A 26273-nucleotide genomic window follows, 5' to 3' on the forward strand; every position below is an offset into this window, starting at 1 on the left:
GTACAAAAGTTATGTTTTCATAGATGCTACATAGAAATCCAGATGAATTTCTAAAGTCTATTCCAAGAGATAAACGTATAATGTGCCTTGATATGGGAGAAAAACAAATAGGCATAGCATTTAGTGATAAAACACAGCTTATAGCTACAGCTCATAGTATATATTATAGAAGAAATATGAGCAAAGATTTAGGTTATCTAAATAGAGTGCTTAAAGAAAATGAAGCTGGATCAATGATAATAGGACTACCATTCAAAATAGATGACCAAGAGACTGAATGGTGTAAAGCAATAATCCAGTTTGCAAATAAAATAATAAAAAAATGTAAAGTACACATATACCTACAAGACGAAAGTCTATCAACATCTCTTGCAACTCACGCACTAAAAATTACTGGAATATCAATCACAAAATCAAAAAAAATAGATGATAAAATTGCTGCATGTATTATTCTGCAACGAACGTTAGATAAGATAAATACCATCAAATAGTTTTTTTAACTGAATTCATGTAAAACTATTAAATAAAACAAGAACTTCTCGTATAAGCATGACAAATTGCTGTAGCAAGAGCATCAGCAGTATGATGACATTTTATATTTAAGTTTTTAACTATTTGCTTCACCATAAATATAATCTGATCCTTATCAGCATGACCATTTCCAGTAATGCTCTTTTTTATATAGTTTGCATCATATTCATTCATGGGTAAATCCGTCATTTGTAATACTAAAATTGCAATCGCTCTTGCATATCCCAAAGTTAGTGAAGATTTTGGATTTTTATTAACAAAAATTTTCTCTACTGCAGCTTCATTTGGAGAATATAGAGAAATTACTTTCTTTAATTCTTCAAAAATTATATATAGACGTTCACCTACACCCAATTTACCATCAGTTGATATGGTACCGCCACCCAAAAATTTAATATTATTCTTTTCTTCCAGTCTAATAATGGCCCAACCAGTCTTACTCATCCCTGGATCTAGGCCTATTATTTTAATCACTTAATAAAGGCTTAACCAATAAATAAACAGAAATAAAAATATCCATACTAGATCGACAAAGTGCCAATACCAAGAAGCAAACTCAAAGCATAAGTGATCTTGAGGTGTAAATTGACCTTTTCGAGCTCTAAATAAGCATACTGACAAAAATATTATTCCTATTATAACATGCACACAATGAAAACCAGTAATTATGTAAAAGTTGGATGTATAGATAAGTTTCTCCCCTGCTTCTTGTAGAGAAAAACTTGCTTCATGATATTCGATTGCTTGCACTATTATAAAGAACATCCCAAGCAATATAGTTATAGACAGCATTTTAATCATGCTTTTTTTATCATTTTCAAGTAACAAATGATGTGCTGAAGTAATTGTTGTACCAGAAAGCAATAATATTAGTGTATTCATAAATGGTAACAACCACGGATCCGGTGGTAAAATCCCTTCAGGGGGCCATTCAACTTTTTTTGTAGGAGAAAACGCTTCAAATAAAAAAACCGGATCAAGCCAGGCTTTAAAGAATGAACAAAAGAACGCTATAAAAAACACAACTTCCGAGAGGATAAATAAGTACATTGCAAGCTTGAGTCCATGTTTTACAATGGCAGTATGGCATTTATCATAAATTGCTTCTCTTATTACATCTCTCCACCAATAAAACAGCACTCCTGATACCGCAGAGATTCCCAAAACTAAACCAAATATTCCAGAAATTTGTTTATGGAGTGTACCAACTAATCCAAGTGCAAGAACAAGAATTGCTGCTGATATAGCAATTGGCCAGGGACTTGGGTCCACTAAATGAAAATCATGTTCTTTACTTTTCATATCACCTTCAAAAATACATATCAAGCATACAAATTAGCTTAAAATTGTCAATATTTCTTAAAATCTTGATCAAATTTTGAAAAATTATATGCGCTATTCCAAAAGCCTAACTCAAATTGTGCAGTTATTTTAAATAATTCAAGCATTCTGGTTCTTTCACTTTCCCTTGCTTTGTTACAATACTCGTCAACAATATCTTCCAAAGCAACACATCCAGATTCCATCAAGCTACTGCTAAAAAAATCAAACCAATCCTTATACCTATTATTTTTTTTAATTTTACTTCTCATATTACCAATAACAACTTTATATATAAAATGGCAAGAGTAAATAACTGTTACAGCTTCATAAATGTCGCTATACGAAGTAGACAAAAGAAAGTTAGTAAAATTGAAACACTCTAGCGACTTTTCTCCACGATTTATGGAGTATACAGTAAAGTAGTGGTCGTATAACACTCTCATAATCTCTATTCCTCCTTTAGCCACCCCAATCAATGGAACAATGTTATTACAACTCTCCATTTTTGATGCAATCATTAAAACAGTACGAACATAATCAGCTAAAAAGAATGCATCTTGTTGTATATAAAATTTGAAGTTTTCTATGTTTAAAGTATTATTTGCTAATTCAACATTAAAAGGATGCTCAATAATATCCTTTAAAAGATTTGACCCATAATAGCTCTTAATTATACCACTGAACATCACATAAACTAGAATATAATTTAGTGTTAATACTACAGACTATGCTAGAGAATACATCTCATCCCAAAACAATATTTCTAGCTCTAAACCTCTCTTAAAAAACTCATGCATCCTTCTTTTTTCACAATCGCCAGCTTTCTTATAAAATTTATTCGTAACATTAGTAAACTCATCAATTGCAGCATTCATTGCTTTGCTATTGTAAATATTGATCCATCCTTCGTACTTGCTATTTTTAACCTCATCAGGTGTTACCTCACTCATCATATTATGTAGAATGATTTGGTATATGTTAAAGCAAGGGTAAGATGCTGATAAAGCTTCAGCAACAGAACTGTGATATGCAGCGCGCATGAAAAAGTCAGTAAAGGCAGAACAGGCTCTTGATTTTTTGTAATTATCAGATAAATCACAATCTCCAAAATGTTCTTTATATTGCCTCCGAACATCAAATGTTCCTCTTGCCACATTTATTAAGCTGCTCATTATTTCAATGTCATGAACTTTAGCTGCAATAATCAATAAAGCACGAGTACAGTCCACTAAATATAAAAAATCCTGCTGAAGATAAAATTTAAACTTTTCATAATCTAGCGTATTGTTCATCAATTCAACATTGAAAGGATGTTTTATTATTTTTTCAATAAGGCCAGATGACTCTCTTACAGCAATATCGTAAAATTCTTCTTTTGGTTTGTCGGACATCTTGTAAGCCTCATAAATATTAAAACTGGTATAATTACTAAAAAGTTACTTACAATTTAATAATAAGTTATTATATCAGTATCAAGCTAGAAATAAAAGAGTTTAATAGTTTAAAGAAATTCTCTCTTTTTTTCTTCTATATTAAATTCTTTACAAAAATCAGTAGATAAGTCCACACCTTCCCAAGAAAATCCACCATCACTTTCCGATTCTTTACCAAAATGCCCATAGCAGGCTGTACGTTTATATATAGGACGATTAAGTGATAAATGTCTTATTATGCCTTTAGTTGATAAATCTATGTTACCTTCAATAAACCCTTTAATCCTCTCTTCATCTATTGTATTCGTGCCAAATGTATCAATGTAAAATGAAGTAGGTTTTGAGACACCAATTGCATAAGAAAGCTGCGCAAGACAACGTTCAGCTAAACCTGCAAAGACAATATTTTTAGCAAGGTATCTCGCCATATAAGCTGCGGATCTATCAACTTTTGTTGCATCTTTTCCAGAAAACGCTCCTCCACCGTGTGGAATATAGCCTCCATAAGTATCAACCATAATTTTTCGTCCGGTTAATCCACAATCACCAACCGGTCCACCAATAACAAATCTACCTGTTGGATTGACTAAGAGATTTTCTTCAGAGCACATCCATCCTTCAGGTAAAGATGAAACTATGTAAGGATAAATTATTTCCTTCACTTTTGATTGACTCAGATCCTCAGGGTGCTGTATTGAAACAATAATACTCTCAGCATGCACTGGAAGATTATTCTCATATGCTAAAGTAATTTGTGACTTTGCATCTGGGCCAAGCTTTACCTCTTTAACCATACTTATGATATTTTTCAAAATCGAGTGTGCATAAAAAATGGGTGCCGGCATGAGGCTTTCTGTCTCTGTTGTTGCATAGCCATACATTATGCCTTGATCTCCAGCACCTTGATCCACACCTATTGCAATGTCATTTGATTGTTCATGTAGCAATATATTTATCTTCACTGTTTTCCAGTGAAAACCATTATACTCATAACCAATATCTTTTATTGTATTCCGTACAATACTTTCAATCTTGCTATTTTCAATGTTCGGCCCAAATACTTCCCCAGCTATAATAACATTATCTTTAGTAACTAAAGTCTCTATTGCAGTACGAGAGGAAGAATCATTAAAAAGGTATTCGTCAAGTATTGCATCTGAAATCTGGTCTGCTACTTTGTCTGGATGACCGGCTGCTACTGATTCACTGGTTACTGAATTCTTATGTAAAACCATCACTTAGTTACACGATATCAAAACTATTGCAAATTTAAATGGTGGGTCTGGGAAGAGTTGAACCTCCGACCTCACGCTTATCAGGCGTGCGCTCTAACCACCTGAGCTACAGACCCGTATCTATTCAAGCCAAGGCTTGCATATTATCTGTAGGCACAACATCAATAAACGTCTTTTTATTTGCTGATTTTCTAAAACTCACCCAGCCTTTCGTTTTAGCAAAAATCGTATGATCTTTACCCATACCAACATTCTTTCCAGGATGAAATTTTGTACCTCTTTGACGTACAATTATGTTACCTGGAATAACCTCACCATTCTTCTTTATCCCGAGCCGACGCCCTGCCGAATCTCTACCATTACAGGAACTACCACCTGATTTTTTAGTTGCCATATCTTACCTCTTACTTTTGAAGACTAATTTCATTGATACGAAGAACAGTAATATACTGCCTATGACCATTTTTCCTACGGTAATTTTTTCTTCTCTTTTTCTTAAAGATTATAATTTTTTTATCTCTACACTGCTCCAGTACTTCAGCTTTAACAACAGCATTAGATGAACAAGATAAGCCATTACTTGAAACACAAATCACTTTATTGATTTCCACTTCCTCTTTTTCTTCAGCTTGTAATCTTTCTACTTTAATTATGCTGCCTTTTTTTACTAAATACTGCTTTCCACCAGTTTCGATTACTGCAAACATGACAAATATCAATTATTGTTATTAACACTAATCGTAAATGATGCTACACATACTGTCAATATAAATAAAAACATGAAATACTTCTACCTTTATCTGCTTTTCCTTGGAGAGTAGTCAAGTTTTAAAACTTGACTACTCTCAAATTCTCTTAGTATCATGAAAACTTTACGACGTTAATAAAAACTCAAGCTTTCACTAAAAACATTCAATCGGAGCTTATAAATTAAAACTCATTCCAAGTTCAAACCCATGAGAAAAATTACTGAACTTGTGAAGTTTATAGCCAGCGAAAACATTCGTTCTCTCAGAAAGTGGAAGATTAATACCAGCACCTATCTGGTAGGAAAAAACTTTTTTACGTCTAGCTGTTGACCTTGCTGTGCTGGTTGAGATACTTTAGCTCCACCTCCTACACCAAAAGTAACATAAGGGGTAATATCCGTACTTTCAAATTGATGATGATAATGAAGCTTTGCCATGAATCCTAACTCTGCCAAAGATCCTCCAAACAAAACAGATTTCAATACAGGACCAGCTGAAATTTTTATGCTATCTGTATAATGATAGCCAAGCTCATAATTAATACCAAGATTACCATATGACGACGAAGTATAGATTCTATCTCTAATCCAATCAACTCCAAAAGACGGTGCTGACAGAGAACAGCAGACTACTAAAGTAAGTAATTTTTTCATTTTCACCCTCTAACCATGAATATACGCATATATACTCACAGAAAAGTTAAAAATTACATAACTTACATAATAAAATCGGAATCACTTTCTTAGCTACTTGCCTTTCTCTTGCAATTGCCAAACTTCTCTTTGTCACATTTTGTCACCTACTGCAATCATCATTTTAGCCTATATCACTTGCTTTTTTTCAACAAAAATTCAAACCAGACTTCACTAAAAACATTCAATCGGAGCTTACAAATTAAAACTCATTCCAAATTCAACCCCATGCGAAAGTTCATGAAACTTTTGCAGCTTGTAGCCAGCAAAAACACTTGTTCTCTCAGAAAGTGGAAGATTAATACCAGAACCTATTTGATAAGAAAAAAATTCTTCTACGTCTGGCCCTTGATTTTCTGAAAGAGGAATTTTAGCAACTCCTCCTACACCAAAAGTAACATAAGGAGTAATATCTGTATTTTCAAATTTATAATGATAATGAAGCTTTGTCATAAGTCCCGCGTCTAAAATCCCTTCACTCATAACAAGTTTAACTGCAGGACCAAATGAAATTTTAATGCTATCTGTACAATGATAGCCAAGATCATAATTAATACCAAGCATGCCATACGACGAAGAGGTGTAGGTTCTATCTTTAACCCAATCAACTCCAAAAGACGGTGCTGACAAAGAACAGCAAGCCAACAAAGTAAGTAACTTTTTCATTTTTATCCTCCAAAGATTAATATATGCATATACAAGCATATAAATATTAAAAATAGTATAAATTGCAAGTAAAAAATTGGAATTATTTTATTTTTTTTGTTATTTGTCTTTCTCTTGCAATTGCAAATTGGCATATCTTTCACTATCTGCTGCAATCATCATTTGAGTCTACATCACTTACTTTCGCTTCAATATAATTTCCCACTAGCCTTTACTAAAAATATTCAATCAGAGTTTACAAATTAAAGCTCATTCCTAGCTCAATTCCATGAAACCTTTGCAATTTGTAGCCAGCAAAAACACTTGTTCTTTCAGAAAGTGGAAGATTAATACCAGCACCTATTTGATAAGAAAAAAATTTATCATTGACTATAGTTTTGAAAACCTCTGCCAATAGGGTACTTATGTTTCCACCTACATTATCAGCTCTACTTACATTAGGTTTAGCCTTCATTGTACGAACTATAACAGTACCAACACCAGCAGTAATATAAGGAGTAATATCAGTACCTTCAAATTTATGATGATAATGAAGCTTTGCCATAAGCCCCATAACTCCTCCAAATTCTTCATCAAGAGTAGGTTTGATTACAGAATTAATAATAGGTTTGATTACATAACCAACTGAAATTTTAACGCTATTTGTATAGTGAAAACCAACATCATAATTAATACCAAGCCGGCTATATGACAAAAAAGTATAGATTCTATCTTTAATCCAATCAACTCCAAAAGACAGTACTGACAGGAAACAACAGACCACCAAAATAAGCAACTTTTTCATTTTTAACATGTAATTGATATACATGTATACTAATGCATATGTTAAAAACAACATAATTCGCGTAATAAAAATTAGAGTTATTTTATTTTCTTAGTTATTTGCCTTTCTCTTGCAATTGCAAGACTTTTCTCTGGCACATCCTCTACTATAACGCTACCTGCTGCAATGACAGAGTCATCATGCACATTAAGTGGTGCAATCAATGAACTATTGGCACCAATAAAACAATTGCTTCCAATATTTGTTTTATGTTTCTTTTTCCCATCATAATTACAAATAACGGTACCTGCACCTATGTTACTCCCCTGCCCTACCTGAGTATTTCCTATATAACTTAAATGCTTTATCTTAGTATTTATACCTATATCACTTGCTTTTGTTTCAACAAAATTACCTATGATTACACCATCACCTATTGTTGTATTTTCACATTTGGCAAATGGACCAACCCTAACACCAGATCCTATTTTTACTCCAGGACCAAAAAAAACGTATGGGTAAACAATCGAATCCATACCAATTTGCGTATCAAGAGAGAAGAAAACAGTTTCTGGAGCAACAAGCATTACTCCAGAGTTAGTGAAAAACTTTCTTTTTTCTTCTTGAAAGTAAAACTCGGCCGTTGCAAGGTCATTCCTATTATTTATGCCAGTTGCCTCCTCCTCATCAGCAATAACATAGCCAACATTTAAATTACTCTTTACTGCAATGGCAACTATATCAGTCAGGTAATATTCGCGAGCTTGATTATTACACTCTATTTTCTCCACTAATTCATGTAAATCTTTTGTATATGCAACCATTATTCCAGCATTAGCAAGAAATTCCTCATCATTATTTCTACCATTTTGTACTTCTACTATTTCTCTTAGGGAACCGTTCTCAATAATTAGTCTACCGTATCCTTTATTATCAGTTTTAAACCCAAGACAAACTAAAGCATTGCTCTCTCCTAAGCAGCTTATCATTTTAGTTATTGTGCTGCTTTTTATCAGCGGAGTATCTCCATACTGCACAACAACTATGTCTGATAATTCTTTCAGGTTTCTCATTGCAATTTTGACTGCATCCCCTGTGCCGAGCGTTGACTCTTGTGTAATTAATTTTATATCCTCAAAGCACTTTAGTCTTTCAATTAAAGGCTGATCAACTACAACAGCAATATTTTCAGGATTTAGCTGCTTTGCATTGTAAATGACGTGCTCAAGCATGGAGAAATTACCTATTTTGTGCAGAACCTTAGGCAAGCTTGAATTCATTCGTTTACCATGCCCAGCAGCAAGTACAACAAATGTATAAGATTTATTTGTCACTTATCTTAAAGACGAAAAATGAAAACCATAATGGTTGAGCCAATTGATTTTGTTGTCGTAAAAACTCCTTAGATCACCAATTTGATATTTCAGCATCGCAAGCCTTTCTATACCAATCCCAAATGCAAAGCCACTGTATTTAGTATGTTCTATTCCAACATTTTTAAAGACATTTGGATGCACCATACCACATCCAAGTACTTCAATCCATTTACTACCTTTATAACTTATGTCCACTTCTGCAGAAGGCTCAGTAAAAGGAAAAAAACTATTACGAAAGCGTATTTTTAGACCTTTATCTCCGAAAAATTTACTAAGGAAGCGATGAATAGTAAATTTTAATTGGCCCATATTGACATTTTCATTAACATAAAGCCCTTCTATCTGATGAAACATAGGAGTGTGAGTTGCATCAAAGTCATTTCTGTATACCCTGCCTGCAGCCACTATTTCAATTGGAAAAGTTTTTGTCTTTTCCATAGTTCTAATCTGCACAGATGAGGTATGAGTGCGCAGCACCATTCTTTTATCGTTTATTTTATTCTTTAAGTAGAAGGTATCTTGCTCCTCTCGCGCAGGATGATGACTTGGAGTATTTAGCGCATCAAACACGTGAAATTCATCTTCAATATCAGGACCATCAACTGCTTTGAAGCCCATATGTGCAAAAATGAGCTTTACTTCACTTATAACTTTGCTCAGTGGATGAATCTTGCCAATTCTTTCTGGTCTGACAGGCAGTGTGATATCAACTGCTTCATTTTGCAGTTTTAACTTAACTTCTTTATCTTTTAGTTCATTTTCTTTGCTTGTTATAAGCTGGTCTATCTTATTGCGTAAAACATTAATCACTGCACCTAGGTCGCGTTTTTCTCCTGCATCATCTATATTCTTTAAGTCATCGAAATAAGCTTTTACTACACCCTTTCTCCCCAAGTATGACAACCTAACTTTTTCTAAATCCTGCAAAGAAGCAGCATTTTCAATCTCAGAAACTGCCTTATCTTCAAGTAAAGGTATTTCACTTATTAGCTCTTTATTCACCTTAAAAACGCTAGCTTAAACTTTCATTATAGTGCAATCTTTAATATCATCAATAAAACTATTTGGATAAAAAGGTGTCATCCCAGTACTCTCCTTCTTGTCATTCAAGTAGCTGACACATAGCTGTATGAACATTGTGATTTGGGCTAAAAAGATGCAAGTAGCCCCTTCGGTGTCATCTCAGTGCTTGACACTGGGATCTAGGAATTTTATTAGGTTGGTAAGCATAAAAGTAGCCGTTTTATGTTAAAATACAACGTTTTGATGATCATGAAAAAACTGGATGCCAGTGTCTGAGCACTGGCATGACATCATCTTTTTTATCAGATGCATATGAAATCAGCGCTTTCTTTCTTGTCATCCAAGTACTCTCCTTCTTGTCATCCAAGTACTCTCCTTCTTGTCATCCCAGTGCTTGACACTGGGATCCATAACAGGTAGTAAGAAGTGCTGGAATAACATGTCTATAGGACTCCTAACTAATTCAAGATATTAAAAAATTTACCAAGCAAAAAAAAGGCAAAAGAATCCCCCAGTAGTGAGTTTTGACCCTATAATAATGTAAATTGGCATTGTAATAATGTGCTAACGCTTATTTTAAGCGTGTTTTGGCTGAATGTAGAAAAAATAAAAAAGACATGCAGCCGCTATAATTTTATGTAATCTGCCAATATATACCTGAGTTTTTCACTGAATTTTTGTTGTTAAATCTGCAGAGATTAAAAACAAGGATAAATACTCTTATTGTCATGATAAGGAGACTGATAAGGTTTGTAAAGTAACTTTTTCTGCTCTCATTGAATCCAGCACGCTACTGTTATGTAAGAGTGCTATAATTATTAATTTATTGACTAGTTATATTTTTTATTTCACTTTATATTAAAAAATTTACTCATGCATAGTAGTAACATAGAAACTAAGAAAAAATACGAAATCGAGGATTTACCTAAGTTTTTTAAGAATAGATCCAAAGACATAAGTAAGGCATTTTCTAATGAAGTACTGGAGATTAGCACCATTCGCTCAAAAAATGTTACAAGCGATACACAAGAATTTTCATTTAAGATCAAGCTGCTAACAGAGGTAAACCCTAATACAATATTACCTCAAATAAAACATTTAATTGACTTTTTTAAAATCTGCCTTTCTCAGGAGAAAAACTTCACAGCCAATATAAAAGTAGCAAAAGAAAGCGAAGAACTATACAATAACTACCATAAAGCTAATAAAACTGTAGAAGAATTCATAAGTAATGCTCCAATTCAAATCCCCTTGCAGGGCATAACAATAACGCTACAAACAGACGTTAAAAACATCAATCTCGGTAGCTTGCAACAAATCGAGATATTCTTGAATGAGCAGCTAAAACATGCAGAAAAAGCTAAAAATGAGGATACTACAAGAAATTTAGTGTCTCAAGAAATAGAGCGGGATATAGGTCAAACTAGGTCGCACACAGATTATTTTAAGGCTAATAGAAAAAAGAAATCCGAAAATCAGGCTAAAGAATTATTGCAAGAAGAAAAACAATCAACCATAAAACAAGCTCAACTTGATGCTAGAGTAGCTATGATAGATAATTTGGCTGAGCACAAGGAAAAAAAACTCGATGAAATATTCGTAGCAGTAGTAAGTGAATATAAAAATCAAGATTCAGATACATTTTACAATATTTTCAACTCAATATTTAATATTGTTTACTTTCAAGATAAACAACTACATGAAATATTAGAGCCGGATGAGATATCAGAAGTGCTAAAGGTACTCAAAAGGCCACAACTTCCTAATAACTCATGTCTAGGTAAAGAATATTTAAAAAAGCAAGTAGATAGAAAAAAAGTGCAATTGCTCAAATTAGTTTCGGGCATTTCTATACAATCTTCTCCACAGCCTAGAAATATTTCTCATGAAATTTTACCAAGCAAAGTTGCAGACTCCTTACTGAAAATAAATAAACCCACTGATATTACTTTAAAACCACCATCAAAAACTGTGTTTTCTTCGAAAGAGACTTATTTTTGTCTATTTTTAGTAGCAGCTTCTATATCAGCACTCTGCCTATGGCACTTGCCGCTGGGAAAAGTGTCAATTTTAAAGGAATTGGTGCCAACAGAAAAAAGGGAAAGTATCGGTCTAACATTAAACATAGGGTTACCAATATTAATTACACTGTGCATTTTTAGTCTGGCTTACTTTATATATTCTGAATATTCTGTAGAATCTATTGAGCAGATAAGTAAAAAAGATCTTCTTTTGCGCACCTAACAAATAAGATCTTTTGTGATATAATTATTTATTTTATTGCATGTTTAAAGGAATTATCAAAGATATTGGCACTATAACTGATATCACTATCCACCCTAACTCTGACCAAATCTTTCATATCAAGGCAAAAAACTTACCCTCTATAAACAAAGGAGATTCAATATCCTGCTCCGGAGTGTGTTTAACTGTTGTCAACATAATGAACGATGTATTCATAGTTCAAGTATCTCAAGAAACTATGAAGGTTTCTAACTTAAATATGTGGAAAATAGGAAAAAAAATAAACCTAGAACAAGCAATGAAACTGAGTAACAGAATTGACGGCCATTTGGTTCAGGGTCATGTGGATGACACAGCAGAAATTTTAACAATTAATCAAAATTCAGAATCTCATGAAATCAGACTATCATGCCCACAAGAATTAATTAAATTTATTGCAAAAAAAGGTTCTGTAACGCTAGATGGGGTTTCCCTTACGGTCAATTTAGTTATCAACCAAGAATTCACTGTGAACATTATTCCCTACACATGGAAAAATACAACTTTTCAATATAACAAAACAGGTAATTACCTAAATTTAGAAGTTGATATGATTGCTCGGTACCTAGAACAGCTGATAAAATATCAACACAATTAATTTTACAACTTTGTTATTTACAACTATCATATCTTGAAAATCATATAGATACAAAATATGTTTTTCGATAGCCTAATTATCTTTATTATTGTCTTGTGTGTAATAATATCGATAACTAGAGGTTTTATAAAGGAGTTATGTGCATTAATGTTCTTGCTCTTATCAGTCTTTTTGACAGCTAGTTACTATGATTTTTTTATTATAAATTATAGTAAGTATTTTGACTCTAAAGTTACACAAAACATACTTTCTACAATCTCTGTATTTATCATACTTAATCTTACATTCATGACAATGAATAACTGGCTAATGTACATATTATCACCTATAAGGTTGGGATTAATGGATAGAGTTACTGGAATCTTTGTCGGAGCACTTAGAGGAATATTGCTTTCTTATGTACTATTTTTTGCTGTGCACTTATATTGCCACACAGTATACGGTAAACAAGAGGGAGAGTCTAAAGTAGAAGCAGAAGACATATTACCTAATTGGATAATAAATTCACACTCTTATCAGGCTTTATTTGTGACAACAGAAGAAGTAATTAACATGTATGTGCCAGAGTCATTGATACTAAAAATAAAAGAGATCGGTGAGGAAATGGTTGATCAAGAAAAACCTCAAAACAATAAAGAAAAGTGAGTGTTGATTTTCTATAGCTAAACTAGCCTAGACAGCTATTATCCACAGCAATTCGCCATAGGTTACCAATTCCTATGACTAATCAAACAAAACTGCAGACATTGACGAATAAGTAAATCATCAAAAAAATTTAAATGTATAACTTTAGTTCATCAATGTAATAAAACAAAACTTTTTTAGTGAGTTCAAAATCTTCTAAGGTATTTCCTTCACATCTTGCTGTAATACAGTTTTGCGTATTTGATACTCTAAGAAGCCACCAACCTTTATTATCGGTTACCTTAATACCATCAAGCTCTGAAAATACAATATTTTTCTGCTTTAGTGTCTCCTTTACTGACTCAATTATTTGAAATTTTTTCTCATCCTTCACTACAATTTTCACTTCATGAGTGATATATAACTTTGGCAAATCTTCAATTATCTCAGATAGGCTTTGGTTTTTCTTAAGTAAAATGTTAATGACTTTAACAGCAGAATATAGTCCATCATCGAAACCCAGCTCAGAAAAGAAAAAATGCCCACTGAGTTCACCGGCAAATTTTGCCCCTGCTTCTACCATCTTTTTCTTAACTAGTGAGTGTCCAGTGGCACAGGTAATTACTTGCCCTCCTAATTTGCTAACGAAATCATGCACTTTCATACTCATTTTTACGTTGGCAATAACCTTGCTTTTTGGGTGTTCCGCCAATACTTCACGTGAAAAAATCATAAACAAGTGATCATTGGAAACAACATTACCTTTATTATCAATCAAGCGTACCCTATCACCATCACCATCAAGTGCAATACCAAGATCACATTTATCTTTCTTGACAATATCTATTAACTGAATAAGATTTTTTTCTTCTATGGGATCTGGATCGTGCAGTGGAAACGTTCCATCGATAGAATTATTGGTTATGATGTGTATATGACTTGGTAAAACTTTTTCAATATACCTTACAATTGTTGGACTATTGCCAAAATCCCAGGCTATTTTCAGTTTTTGTGTAGCGTTATTCTTGAGCACATCTTTTAATATGTTAACGTACTCACTATATATATTCGTGTTAATTAAGCTTCCAATTTTCGTGCTGTTTTTAATTGTATTGCCTATAATTTCCTTCATTTCTTGATCTGAGTAAACTTTTTTACTACTGAAAAATTTAAAGCCGTTATATTTTCTGGGATTATGAGAAGCAGTGATCATAATCCCAAGATCTGCATTCATTGTTGCAGCATAGAGCATAGGTGAAGAACAGAGACCAACTCGTATAACATTTGCACCGGATAAAATTAAGCCTCTGATCAATTCTTTTTCTATGCTTGGTGAATCTATCCTGCTGTCATAGCCTACACAAACGTTAGCTGCAGTTTGACCGAATTTTCTACCTATTTCATACCCATCACTGATTTGCAGATCTCTGCCTACCACACCTCTAATATCGTATTTTCTTATAATAGTATTATCCATAGTGCACTTCTTGGAGTAGTTAATATATAACATTCCCGACAAATACTCAAGTTTATTTAACTATAAGATTAGTTGATTTTTTAAGAAAATATGCTAATATTATAATACAATTCTCTAAAAATAGAAATTATGCTAAAAGAAAACTTATTTATAGCTGAAAATCAAGGTTTAGATGTAGATGAGCAAAAGAAAAATGATATTTTAAGTTTCATTAAATCTTGCAAAAATTTTCAGGATTTTATCAGAAAACTAGAAGAAGAAAATTTAATCTGGTACTTTATTGGTCCTTTACACAAAGATGAGAACATTAAAGAACAGGTAAGTTCAAAGTGGAAAGAGGAGTTTCAAAAGTTTGAGCAATCAATAAATGCAACACATAAAAAATTCGCAGAATCTCTACCAAGTGAAAATTTCTTAGTATATACAACACAAGATAATGAATTTAAAATTAGATTTGAAAATAAAGAAAAACCAATAGAGATTAGCACCCTTTTAAGAGCCAGTGACGAAGGCAAGGTTTATAACCTATCTTTAGGGAAAGATAGTCAAATAACTGCAACCAAAAAAGGCAGCGAAAGGCACTATGATTTTACTGGTTCAAGCTCATGTGAGATGACCATTAACTGGCAAGCTAAGGATTCTAAAGGCAATAGCATAGATTGTAGCATGACTGTAGAAGTAAGTTCTAAGGGCATAAAAAGAGTGATTGATGAACCAAAATTTGGAGAAATAACTGACCCAGAAGAGGTATTAAAATTAGTTGAGCAGAATAAAGAAGTTTTTATCAACGGAAAAACTCTGCATCAAGCTTTTACTGACATGGGCAAAAGTGTGAACAATCAGCAAACACCAGCAGAGGAAACATTTACAAAAGATTCACTGCAGTCACCTATACCAAGTAGCAGTGGGTATTCTTCTCTTAGTACACCTTCTTCACGCAGAAGTTCTTTGTCTATTAGTAGTGAATTTAATGGTGAAGATGAAACATTTGAGAGCAACACGTTTGATGAAGAAGAGAACAAACAAGAAGGAAATGAGTTAGAGGATAGAATAGGGGAATTAGAGGAAGAAAACACATATCTCAAGGAGCAAAGCGCAAAGTTAAAAAAACATAATACAAGGATAACAGAAGAAGGTGATGAGGAACTAAATAAATTAACCAAGGAAAAGCAAGATTTGGAAAAAGAAGTCACAAGACTTAAAGATGAATTGAAAAGAAAGGAAAAAGAGTTAGCTGAAAAGGATCAAGACATTAAGCAATTAGAACGAAAGGTAAGCACACTAGAACAAAGTCAAAAAAATAAAAATGTTAGAATAACAAATTTAATTAATCAATTGAAAGATAAAAAAAGTGAGGTTCAGTCAACAAATAGAACAAATGAGGAACTACAGAAAAAATTGGAGCAAAGTGAAGCCAAGTTAAGTGCACTAGAAAGAAAGAATGCAAATTTGGAAAATGATCTAAAGAGAATATTGGCAGAAGGTTCAAAGGATAATCATGAAAGGCAGTTGGCAGAACAATTGACGGAAGCAAAAGAGAAAAACAATACATTGACTAAAGAGCTGAAACAATTGTCTCAAGAATTCAATGAACTAAAAAAAAGAAATGAAAATTTAGAGAGGGAAATTTGGCAACTTGAATCTGGAAGATCACTTGCAGATGAGATGAGTGAAGTAAATGCGAAAGTAGCTATATCAACTCAAACTGAAGTTGAATATGAAAGTAGAGGAATCCAGGCAAGTGATCACGAAACTACAGTTCCTAAAACACAAAACCAAGGTACAAATGCAGGTGTTGATGCATCACCTTCAACAGATCAAAAAAAGACTAAGGAAGAAGAAGCTCGAACAAACATACCACAAAACATTATGGATTGGCCTATTCCAATTCCGAATGATAAACCAGAAGAGCAGAAAACTCCATTAGAGCCAACTAAGGTAAATACAGAATTATCAGATCCAAAATCAACCCCTGCTGAGATTCCTAAAAAATCTACTCCTTCAAAAGGATGAGTTTTTGCTTCAACTATAGCTAATCCAAACGAGATATTATATTGCAATAATCACTAATTTTCTGTGCTTTCAAAAAAACACATCAAGTAAAATCATTTGAAAGCAAGTGGGCATTGTTAGATGAATTAACCCTAACTTAAGAATCAGATGTATACAATATTAGTATGTTTAATTAATAGTGAGGTTAAAAATGTCACCTAGTGAAATAAAATCTAACTCACGTCCTGTTGAAGCTCAACAAGATAATTTTGGTGTTAGTACAATTATGCAAGATTCATTAAGTGCAGATATTGTTCATGATTCTAAAAAACTAAAGGAAAGAATTACTGACTTGTTAAAAGGAGATACAGAATTCTCCAAGATGAAGCAAGGAGATCAGGCTCTTGTAGTAGGTACAGCAAGTGGATTATTTGCAGCAGTGTTACCACTTTTGGCAGTTGGTGCAACACTTGCTATACCAAGTGCTATAGTTGGTCTTACTCTATTTTTCGCTGCGAAAGTTGCTGTAAAAGCAGTTCAATCTGGATATAAAGGACTCAAATGGTCAGCAGAAAAAACAGTCGAAGGAGCGAAGCATATTGGCGGAAAAATTAAGGATGGCTATGAGTATTCAGCAGATTCACTGAAGAGAGGTGCTCATCTTATCAATGAAAAAACGAAAGAAAAAGCAAGTGATATACTCACTGCAACAGCAAATAAGTTATATCGTGCAGCTGGCAATGAAAATTATTCAGACAGAATAGATGATGAGCTTACTCCTGATTCATCACACAAGAAAAGAGTTCAAGGAGTTAAAAAGAATCTGAAAGAAATTTTTGCTGATAAAGGAAATAATTCTGCATTAATAGAGAGCATACGTTCTGGAATATCAGAGAAAATAGAAGGAAAAATAAAAGCGAAAGAAGAGGTGGAATTCACTTCCTCTGCAGATGATTTTACGGAAAATCTTAGTTTAATTACAAGATGGAAAGAACAGAAAAAGTTTATTGATAACTTGGACGCAGATGGTTTACGTAAATTAGTCACAGAAAGGCTAGTAGATAAAGATAAATACTTTAGAGACAGTATTTTCTCTGAACATCATGGTGAGATTAAGGAAGTTATTGCAAAATGCAAAGAAGACCACATCCTAAAAGGATCGCTTAAAATGCGTAATAACATGTTTAAAGAAGGGGATAATAACAAACCTAGATCTTTTTCACTAAAGAGAAGTAACTCTGAACAATCCAATAGCTTATCAGGAAGTAGTTCAATGAATTCTTTAAGCAGTTACAGCACTACTAGCAGCGAAGCAGAATTATTAAATCCTAATGAGCATAAGGAAGTAAAAGCACCTACCTCACTTTGGAGCAAGTTGTCATCATCGCTAAAAGGTGGCAAAAAGCCAGAGGAAGTTACTCTTACACAATATGAAAGGATGAATGCAGATGAGATGCAATCTGCAGAGATAGGAAATAGCCGTTTTTATGTTGCTCCGGAGAAACCGCCAAGAAGCAATTCAATGGGTTCTATAAGCACTGACAGTACTGCTACAACTTCTAGCTTTGCCAGTTACCGTCGTAGTTCTGATAGTGGGTTCAATTCACCAAGTTCTTCTCCGCAACATGGTATGTTCACTGAGAAAAATGGCAAGTTAAAAACCCAAGCTGACTTAAGAAAGACAGGTTCTTTGGACAAATTGGTAGGACCTTCTTCAACAGTAACTGTTGACACTGAAGTAGAGCAGCAAGCTTCAAAAATAAATGGAAAGTAAACAAAATTACCCACTTTCTTCAAAAGGATGTTACTCAATGAGTAACATCCTTTTTCCATTTGATCAAAAACATTCGCTTGTTTAATATCAATTTTCTAGCACTAGGCCAATTTATGGAGTTTCTCTTGCCTTTTTCATAGGTTACGCAAGAAACTTAAAAAATAAAAGTTTTTATTCAATAATTTGTGTATAAGGGATATTATTTTACTGCTAGTGAAATAAACCAGAATGAAGTCTATTTTATTGACAAGGCCTTTATTAGATTCGTTGAGCACAAGAAGCACGCTAAAAAAATATGGATACAAAGTTTTTATAGAACCAGTATTCACAATAAAGTACTTAAATCCTGATATATCTACGTATGAATTTGACGTTGTGATATCTACAAGTAAAAACAGTGTAAAGGCTTTCAGTCAAATATGCAAAGAGGATGGCTTTCCAATTATTACGGTTGGTAATTCAACTATGCAGGCTGCAAAAAATTTGGGATTTTCCGATATAATCTCAGCAGACAGCAACGTTGATGGCCTGATATCATTTATAAAAGCTCATTATTCAAACACAATAAAGTTCTTATATATAAGGGGACAAGAAGTATCATGTGACCTAAAAAAGAGATTATCTGAAGAAGGTTTTAACGTAAGAGAAGTTGTACTCTATAAAACAATTACTAAAAGGAGTCTAACTAATAGGTGTAAAAATTTACTATTGGACGGTAAAATTGATAGCGTTGCTTTTTTTTCCTCACAAACAGCAAGGGTATTTTGTTCATTAGTTCTAAAAAGTGGGCTATCTCATGTGATGAATAATACAGTTGCATATACCATGAGTAAAAACATTGCTGATAGTTTAAAGTTAATCAAGTGGAAAAAAATTATAATATCGAGGTTGCCTACAGGGGAGAGTTTAATTGATATAATTAATAAGGATTGTTGATGCTAAAGATTGCAACTTGGAATGTAAACTCCATACGTAAAAGAATCAACCAACTTTGTAGTTTTATAGTTGATAGTCAGATAGATATAGTTTTGCTGCAAGAGATAAAATGTACGGAAGGGCAATTTCCTTATGCAGAAATAGAAGAATTAGAATATGAATATGCTATCTATGGACAGATTGCAAGAAATGGCGTTTGTGTTTTATCTAAATATCCAATACTGGAGAAGTTTAAAATTGATATTGTGGAAAGTCATCAAGAAGCACGTTATATAGAGTGTGTGATAAAACACACCAATAATAAGGTAAAGGTAGGAAGTGTATATGTTCCAAACGGTCAAAGCCCAGACTCTCACACGTTTGAGTATAAACTCAAGTTTTTTGATAACCTATATGAAAGGATGGGCACTTTGTTGAAGAATGAAGAGTTAACCATCATAGCTGGCGATTATAATGTTGCACTGGATGAAATTGATGTCTTTGATTCAAATTTATTAAATGACCAAGTATGCTTTCATATAAAAGAGCGTGAGAAGTTAAGAGCAATCTTGAATCTTGGGTTTAAAGACGCGTTTAGAATATCTCACCCAAATTTGCAACAATTCACTTGGTGGAATTATCAAGGCAATTCACTCAGAAACAATCAAGGAATGCGAATAGATCATATGCTGCTATCGCCACAAGCTGCAGATAAATTGGAAATATGTTACATAGATGATAGGTTGCGTAAACTAGAAAACCCATCTGATCATACTCCCGTTGTATGTGTTATAAAACAATAAAAGACCTATTACACAATTCACCTTTGGCAAATAGGTCTTACTTGACTGCTGTCTTTTCTGTGCTTTTGGCTGGCTGATCTATAGTAATTTTTCCATCAAGCATAGTAAGCTGCTCACTCCCTTTATTTCCTACCTGAGGAGCTTGTTCCGGAGTAGGTTGTTTTTTACTCCCGTCAGCAATTGTTTCAAGAGAGCTTTCAATTGGGGTTCTTAAAATATCATCAATACCCTTGTAAATTTTTTCATTCAATTTTGCTCTCTTTTCTGTATCATCTTTATCTTGTGAACTAGGATCATATAAAGTACCTTTTTTGTTATTTGAAAAAAGAACCTCAACTCCTCCCTTTACGGCAAATATTGTACCAATAACAGCAGCAACTATCGCAAGTGTAGTAGGACCAAAAATTAATATTGAAGCAATGGAAAAAAGAATAGGTAGAAAAACCTTACGTAAGCACTTTGTTACCATCTCTTGATCACTAAGTGGTAGTTCATCATCCTCTTTTTTACCATCGCCTAAGAATGGTATTTTCTCTTTTAGTCCACTCATCAAAGAGCCAGAAATGTTTTTCGGGTCTATTTTTATTCCCAATGGTAACCCAATAAGTTTTATTAGTGAATCTTTAGCTTCTGTACCACGTATATCATCTAAGCATTCCTCTACTACTTGCTTTACTTTACTATCTTCCTCTCCAGCTAATTTTTTCTCTCTAATTTCTTTAAGCACAGAAAATAAAAACTGACAAAAATTCTCTTCACTGAGTGGTCTTACCTTTTCTGGATTGACATTAGTTAGTAGTATCTTCTTATAAGCTAATATAAAATAATCAGTTATTCCTTTGCTCTCCTTTAATTTGGCTTTAACTTCTAATACTTCTACAAAGTAATCGTAAATTTCCTTATGTTCCTTCTTGAAAAGTATCTCATTTTGCCCGGTCACCTGAGTAGATGACTCTAAAGGCTTATTTTTTGCTTTTGGAACTGTCATAATGATCTATTCGTACTAACCTATGTTTTAATTATAGCATATTTTTCGCATGAGTTCAAATTTCTTAGAACCTGTCTTGAAAGAGAAAAAAAGAAAAGAATAAAGCAAAAAATAGAAGAGTAACAAATGATATAAGGGAATGTAAAAAATTGCTTCCATATATTTTAAATCTGATTATAATGATAGTAAGAGATATTTTTAGAGCTCAAAAACTTATCTTTGTCTGCAGACTTTTCAGTCAATTTTTCAACAAGCGCATCTTCTTCAATGTATGTGAGTGCACACACATACTTAATTTTTGTCGTATGTGCGCTGCATTTTTTTCTAATCTTTTTTTTACACAGGGGGATTTTATGTCCAGAATTCCAGATACTTGACCTTTACTTTAGCTAAAAACCAATAGGCGCCTATTGTTTAACGCTAATTAAAATAAAAATTTTTCTAATATATAGAAAAATCACTGTTACTAAAAACGGGGCAAGAAAACTGCTAATGTCAAAGAATTTTAGGTAAACGTTGTTTGCTTGATATATGAGCGTACTCTCCTTACTTCAAGAAGTATTTAATATGACTACTATTATACTTATGAAATTAACCATTCAAGACATCCGTTCAGGGGTGTGGCAAAATAAGGTAAAAGTGAATTTACAACAATAAGGCAGTGCCCAGACACTGGAATCCAGCCTTTTGTAGTCTCATTGAAAGCGTTGCTTTTAATATCTATGATGAGGTTGCTTGTGGGCACCAGTGTCAAGCACTGGGATGACATTACTTTTGCTTCAATATTTACACATTAGCCATGCATCTGAACAGATACTACTTAAGTCCTTTCAAGATATGTTCTTAGAGTGTGCAACATAATTAAGAAAAGCCCCAGTTGTCGCCAATTTTTATTTCTACTTCAAGTGGTATAGAAATTTTCATTGCATTTTCCATTACGTCTTTTATAAGTTTTGCTATTTCTTGTACCTTGTCGTCCTCTACTTCAACTAGTAGCTCATCGTGAACTTGGAGGATTATTTTACCTGTTTTCAATTGATCAAAAAGCTGAATCATTGCACGTCTTATTATATCAGCGGCGGTTCCTTGCAGTGGTGCATTTATTGCTGCCCTTTCTGCAAATTGTCTTAGATAAGGAATTTTATTGTTGATGTCTCTTACAAAACATCTTCTACCAAACAAAGTCTCTACATAACCGTGCTGTCTTGCGATAGATACTGCTTTTTCCATATAGGCTTTTATTTCTGGATAACAAGAAAAATAGTAATTAATATATTCAGCAGCCTCCTGAAAGGTAATGCCAAGTCGCTTTGCAAGGCCAAATGGACTAATGCCATATATAATGCCAAAATTAATGGTTTTTGCTTTGCGTCTTAATTGCTCATCTATTTCTTGCACTCCAAAAACTTGTCTTGCAGTGATATCATGAATATCTTGCCTGTTTGCAAAAGCTTCTTTAAATGCGGTAACATTTGCAACGTGTGCCAGGAGTTTTAATTCTATTTGTGAATAGTCAGCAGAAATTATCTTGCAACCTTTTGGCACAATAAAGGCTTGCCTGATAAGACTACCTTCTTCGCTTCTGATAGGAATATTTTGTAAATTAGGATTGCTAGAGCTCAGCCTTCCAGTTGCAGTCACAGTGATTGAAAAGCTTGTATGTATCCTACCATCAAGCGGATTAACCTGTTTGATTAACGCGTCAGTATAGGTACCCTTTAATTTACTTAGATGTCGCCAACTTAAAATTTTACCTGCGATTTCTGTTCCCTCCTCTTCAAGTGCCTCTAGAACTTCAGAGTTTGTGCTATAAGACCCAGATTTTGACTTTTTCTTTTTACTTAGCTCCATTTTATTAAACAAAACATCACTTAATTGTTTTGGCGATGCAATGTTGAATTTTTCTCCTGCTAAATTATGTATATCGTTTTCAAGTACAGCAATTAGCTGCTCAAATTTATCAGACAATTCCTGTAGTTTTTGAATATTGAGCAGTATTCCATTTTGCTCCATATCAAATATTACTTTCATGAGAGGTCTATCAAAGCGCTCGTAAATCGTAAAAAATTTTTCCTGAAATAATCTTTGTGTCAGTTTCTCATGGATCGCTATTAAAATTTTTGCCGAGAAAGTTTCTACATTTTTACTTAAATTGTGTGCAATTATGTTTGGAATGCTGTGATCATGCTTACCTGTGTCAAGGCTGTATGACATGATCATCAGGTCATCAATTGAGTCTAGCACTCTCTCTATTGTAGGAAATATTTCTCTGATCTTTCTAATATCATGTACTATTTTAAGCACCCCATTTGAAAATAAAGTTGAATTTATTATAGTAAGTGCATCTTGTAGGCAGCTTTGATCTATGTAGAAAATATTATCCTCACTACAAGATAAGGAGATTTTGTTCAATCTATTGTTTTCAAAGTGGCAATGAATTGCAATTTTACCTTCATATCTGCAATGCTCCAAAAATTTTTCTAATTCTTCACTACTATATTCTATTTTCTCTTTTGTGCTAGATCCACTATAAGAAAAGAGCTTTTCTACTTTTCCTATCAATGAATTAAATTCATATTTCTTCAAAAAGGATAACAATTTTTCCATATTTGGAGGATGGACTTCATATTTTACAATATCATGTTGAAGATCTACTTTTTTGCATAGTGACAAAAGTTCTCTTGAAATTAGTGCTTTTTCCTTATGCTCAGTAAGAATATTACGAACTCTTGTTTGCTCAATGTTATTGATGTTTTCTATAACGTTATCCAACGAATCAAATTTATCCAGCAATTTAGCTGCAGTTTTTGGGCCTATTCCTGGAACGCCTGGAATGTTATCAGATGCATCTCCAGTTAGAGAAAATAAATCAAGAAGCTTATTTGAATTTACACCAAATTTTTCTATCACTTGTTTTTCATCTACGTATATATTTTTGATAGGATCAAATATTAGAATGTTGTAATTCAAAAGTTGAAATAAGTCTTTATCTGATGAGACTATTACTACTTTGAAGTCTTCGTGGTTGGCATATTTTGCAGCTAGTGTTGCAATTATGTCATCTGCTTCATAGCCTTCAATCTCTTCATAGCTAAAGTTAAAAGCTTCTACCGCTTCTCTCAGTATTGTAAATTGTGGAATTAGATCCTCAGGAGGTGTTACTCTGTTTGCTTTGTACTCAGAATATAAACTGTGCCTAAAGTTTTTTTTTCCTGAATCAAGTGCTATAGTTAAGTAGTCCGAATGGGAAATATACTTCAGAACCATATTAAGAAAGCCGTACACAGCACCTATTGGAATACCGGTTGTGGTAGTCAAATGATGCAAAACGTAATAAGCTCTGAAAAGAAAACCATAACCATCAATGATTGTGAAAGTTTTTTCTTTCATTGTAGATATTTATGTGTGCCTTTGATGGTCTGTTATTTAGCTATAAAAATCAAGTTCTTGTTTCCTATAGCCAAAATAATCATAATGCTATAGTTACTATAAGAAAACATATTACGTAAGGGAATTAACTATTCTGCCGCAATTTTGCTCTATCACACTTGCCATATTTAATATTCCAGCTTCATCGTAATAATTTCCAATTACTTGCAAGCCAAGTGGCAAACCTTCATTTGAGAGCCCAACAGGGACAGAAATAGCAGGCAATCCCGCTAAGCTTGCCGGCACGGTAAACACATCATTAATGCACATCATTAGCGGATCTGGCTTTTCATTTAAGCCGAAAGCTTCTGTTGGAGCAGATGGCACAAGTATGTAATCTATTTTTTCAAACGCTTTTATAAAATCATTTCTGATTAATGCCCTAATGCACTGTGCTTTTTCATAATACTCATTGTAATGACCTGAAGAAAGCGCATAAGCACCAATTAAAATTCTCCTTTTCACTTCTTTACCAAAACCTTCTGCTCTTGTTAGCGAATACATTTCTTCAAGGGTATCAGCATCAACCCTGAATCCGTAACGTACACCATCATAGCGAGCAAGATTAGATGAAGTTTCAGCAGAACAAATCAGATAGTAAACCGGTATTGCATATTTAGTATGAGGCAGAGTAATGTCAACAACTTCAGCACCATTTTCTTTTAAATTGGAAGAAACTTTCTCCCAATGATGAATGATTTCTTCTGAAATCCCATCCATTTTATATTCTTTTGGTATGCCAATACGCTTACCCTTAATATCACCATTTATAAAACTGGAAAATTTAGGCACTGGCCTTTTGCTCGATGTTGAATCTTTTTCATCATAGCCACAAATTGTTTCCAGCATTAATGCTGCATCAGAAACGGAACGAGTAATGACTCCTGCTTGATCGAGAGAACTTGCAAACGCAATCATACCAAAACGCGAACACCTTCCATAAGTTGGCTTTATTCCAACAACTCCACAATAAGCTGCTGGTTGACGTACAGACCCACCGGTGTCGCTTCCTAGTGCTCCAGCACATAAAAACCCAGCAACTGATGCTGCAGACCCACCAGAGGATCCACCAGGAACAACCTTTTCTCCGTCGCTTTTTCTAACCCACACATTTTCAACAGGACCAAAATAGCTGTTTGTGTTCGCAGAACCCATAGCAAACTCATCCATATTAAGTTTACCGAGCATGGCTGCTCCATTTTTTAAAAGTAAGTCAGATACCGTAGATTCATAAGTCGGGATGAAATTTTCCAGCATTTTTGAGCATGCTGTTGTTTTTATTCCTTTTGTACAGAATAAATCTTTAACACCAACTGGTATGCCCATAAGTGGTGAAATATTATCTTTTTGTTTCAAGAAGTATTCATCTGCTATTTTAGCAGCTTTTATCGCAATTTCTGGGGTTTTTGTTACAAATGCATTTAGTTGTTCATTTTCGACTGCATTAACATGAGTCTCTACAAGCTCAACAGCAGAAAAATCCTTCCGCCTAAGTCCATCATGCATCTCTGTAATACTTAACCTTCTCAATTCATTCATTAATATTCAATTTTAGCGAGGTATTAATTATAACAACAGTAGGGCAGAAAATCTATATAT

At 33.6% G+C, this 26273-nt stretch carries 23 protein-coding genes, 1 tRNA gene and 1 pseudogene; 8 read left to right on the top strand and 17 right to left on the bottom strand.

What is annotated here, in order from left to right; genetic code table 11:
* Nucleotides 1–23: 23 nt before the first annotated feature.
* Nucleotides 24–491 carry a Holliday junction resolvase RuvX gene (ruvX, locus tag LEM02_RS00235; protein WP_226079224.1) on the top strand — a complete coding sequence of 156 codons (468 nt, stop codon included), beginning with the start codon at nt 24–26 and terminating at the stop codon, nt 489–491.
* A 28-nt stretch (nt 492–519) separates the two neighbouring features.
* Here the strand turns inward: ruvX and ruvC are convergent, their stop codons facing one another.
* The 13 genes and pseudogenes from ruvC to pheS all read right to left on the bottom strand — a co-directional run bounded on the left by ruvC (nt 520) and on the right by pheS (nt 9770).
* Complete coding sequence (gene ruvC, locus LEM02_RS00240; RefSeq protein ID WP_226079225.1) at nt 520–1005, bottom strand: crossover junction endodeoxyribonuclease RuvC; 486 nt, start codon at nt 1003–1005, stop codon at nt 520–522.
* The gene (locus LEM02_RS00245) at nt 1006–1833 is read right to left on the bottom strand and encodes a cytochrome c oxidase subunit 3 (protein ID WP_226079226.1); all 828 of its coding nucleotides are present in this window, start codon (nt 1831–1833) and stop codon (nt 1006–1008) included.
* 47 nt (nt 1834–1880) lie between these two features.
* Nucleotides 1881–2540 carry a TenA family protein gene (locus LEM02_RS00250; protein ID WP_226079227.1) on the bottom strand — a complete coding sequence of 220 codons (660 nt, stop codon included), beginning with the start codon at nt 2538–2540 and terminating at the stop codon, nt 1881–1883.
* 39 nt (nt 2541–2579) lie between these two features.
* Entirely contained in the window at nt 2580–3245 is a 666-nt protein-coding gene (locus LEM02_RS00255) for a TenA family protein (RefSeq protein ID WP_226079228.1), read from the bottom strand.
* A gap of 110 nt (nt 3246–3355) precedes the next feature.
* Entirely contained in the window at nt 3356–4522 is a 1167-nt protein-coding gene (gene metK / locus LEM02_RS00260) for a methionine adenosyltransferase (protein WP_226079229.1), read from the bottom strand.
* A gap of 39 nt (nt 4523–4561) precedes the next feature.
* Nucleotides 4562–4638 (bottom strand) — tRNA-Ile (locus LEM02_RS00265).
* A gap of 8 nt (nt 4639–4646) precedes the next feature.
* Nucleotides 4647–4916 (bottom strand): 50S ribosomal protein L27, encoded by a 270-nt coding sequence (gene rpmA, locus LEM02_RS00270; RefSeq protein ID WP_017532465.1) that lies wholly within the window; start codon nt 4914–4916, stop codon nt 4647–4649.
* Nucleotides 4917–4926: 10 nt separating this feature from the next.
* Nucleotides 4927–5229, bottom strand: a complete 303-nt coding sequence (gene rplU, locus LEM02_RS00275) for a 50S ribosomal protein L21 (protein ID WP_015588327.1) — start codon at nt 5227–5229, stop codon at nt 4927–4929.
* A gap of 216 nt (nt 5230–5445) precedes the next feature.
* Nucleotides 5446–5924, bottom strand: a pseudogene (locus LEM02_RS00280) (outer membrane protein).
* A gap of 234 nt (nt 5925–6158) precedes the next feature.
* Nucleotides 6159–6629, bottom strand: a complete 471-nt coding sequence (locus LEM02_RS00285; protein WP_017532463.1) for a P44/Msp2 family outer membrane protein — start codon at nt 6627–6629, stop codon at nt 6159–6161.
* A gap of 235 nt (nt 6630–6864) precedes the next feature.
* Nucleotides 6865–7413, bottom strand: a complete 549-nt coding sequence (locus LEM02_RS00290; protein WP_226079231.1) for an outer membrane protein — start codon at nt 7411–7413, stop codon at nt 6865–6867.
* Between the two features lie 77 nt (nt 7414–7490).
* Nucleotides 7491–8726 carry an NTP transferase domain-containing protein gene (locus LEM02_RS06750; protein ID WP_226079232.1) on the bottom strand — a complete coding sequence of 412 codons (1236 nt, stop codon included), beginning with the start codon at nt 8724–8726 and terminating at the stop codon, nt 7491–7493.
* Nucleotides 8727–9770 carry a phenylalanine--tRNA ligase subunit alpha gene (pheS, locus tag LEM02_RS00300; RefSeq protein WP_226079233.1) on the bottom strand — a complete coding sequence of 348 codons (1044 nt, stop codon included), beginning with the start codon at nt 9768–9770 and terminating at the stop codon, nt 8727–8729.
* An 894-nt stretch (nt 9771–10664) separates the two neighbouring features.
* On the opposite strand from pheS, the gene LEM02_RS00305 reads away from it, so the two are divergent.
* From LEM02_RS00305 to LEM02_RS00315, 3 genes are read left to right on the top strand one after another with little or no spacing between them, the layout of a single operon-like run.
* Nucleotides 10665–12035 carry a hypothetical protein gene (locus LEM02_RS00305; RefSeq protein WP_226079234.1) on the top strand — a complete coding sequence of 457 codons (1371 nt, stop codon included), beginning with the start codon at nt 10665–10667 and terminating at the stop codon, nt 12033–12035.
* A gap of 40 nt (nt 12036–12075) precedes the next feature.
* Nucleotides 12076–12672, top strand: coding sequence for a riboflavin synthase (locus LEM02_RS00310; protein WP_226079235.1), 597 nt, complete (start codon nt 12076–12078; stop codon nt 12670–12672).
* 57 nt (nt 12673–12729) lie between these two features.
* A complete protein-coding gene (locus LEM02_RS00315; protein WP_226079236.1) occupies nt 12730–13317 on the top strand; it encodes a CvpA family protein in 588 nt (195 codons plus the stop codon).
* Nucleotides 13318–13447: 130 nt separating this feature from the next.
* Here LEM02_RS00315 and LEM02_RS00320 read toward each other — a convergent pair whose 3' ends face one another.
* Complete coding sequence (locus tag LEM02_RS00320) at nt 13448–14773, bottom strand: phosphomannomutase/phosphoglucomutase (RefSeq protein ID WP_226079237.1); 1326 nt, start codon at nt 14771–14773, stop codon at nt 13448–13450.
* Nucleotides 14774–14902: 129 nt separating this feature from the next.
* Here LEM02_RS00320 and LEM02_RS00325 point away from each other — a divergent pair, with 129 nt between their 5' ends.
* The 4 genes from LEM02_RS00325 to LEM02_RS00340 all read left to right on the top strand — a co-directional run bounded on the left by LEM02_RS00325 (nt 14903) and on the right by LEM02_RS00340 (nt 20257).
* Nucleotides 14903–16786, top strand: coding sequence for a coiled-coil domain-containing protein (locus LEM02_RS00325; RefSeq protein WP_226079238.1), 1884 nt, complete (start codon nt 14903–14905; stop codon nt 16784–16786).
* A gap of 190 nt (nt 16787–16976) precedes the next feature.
* Entirely contained in the window at nt 16977–18539 is a 1563-nt protein-coding gene (locus LEM02_RS00330) for an actin-bundling T4SS effector WalE1 family protein (protein WP_226079239.1), read from the top strand.
* A 228-nt stretch (nt 18540–18767) separates the two neighbouring features.
* The gene (locus LEM02_RS00335) at nt 18768–19475 is read left to right on the top strand and encodes a uroporphyrinogen-III synthase (protein WP_226079240.1); all 708 of its coding nucleotides are present in this window, start codon (nt 18768–18770) and stop codon (nt 19473–19475) included.
* Nucleotides 19475–20257, top strand: a complete 783-nt coding sequence (locus tag LEM02_RS00340) for an exodeoxyribonuclease III (RefSeq protein WP_226079241.1) — start codon at nt 19475–19477, stop codon at nt 20255–20257. The genes LEM02_RS00335 and LEM02_RS00340 overlap by 1 nt, the downstream gene beginning before the upstream one ends.
* Before the next feature lie 37 nt (nt 20258–20294).
* Here LEM02_RS00340 and LEM02_RS00345 read toward each other — a convergent pair whose 3' ends face one another.
* The 3 genes from LEM02_RS00345 to gatA form a co-directional block, all read right to left on the bottom strand.
* Nucleotides 20295–21245, bottom strand: a complete 951-nt coding sequence (locus LEM02_RS00345) for a hypothetical protein (protein WP_226079242.1) — start codon at nt 21243–21245, stop codon at nt 20295–20297.
* 861 nt (nt 21246–22106) lie between these two features.
* Complete coding sequence (gene polA, locus LEM02_RS00350; RefSeq protein ID WP_226079243.1) at nt 22107–24635, bottom strand: DNA polymerase I; 2529 nt, start codon at nt 24633–24635, stop codon at nt 22107–22109.
* Nucleotides 24636–24746: 111 nt separating this feature from the next.
* Entirely contained in the window at nt 24747–26213 is a 1467-nt protein-coding gene (gene gatA, locus LEM02_RS00355) for an Asp-tRNA(Asn)/Glu-tRNA(Gln) amidotransferase subunit GatA (RefSeq protein ID WP_226079244.1), read from the bottom strand.
* Nucleotides 26214–26273 lie beyond the last annotated feature (60 nt).

The organism is Wolbachia endosymbiont of Tribolium confusum (assembly GCF_020405475.1).
Classification (GTDB): Bacteria; Pseudomonadota; Alphaproteobacteria; order Rickettsiales; family Anaplasmataceae; genus Wolbachia.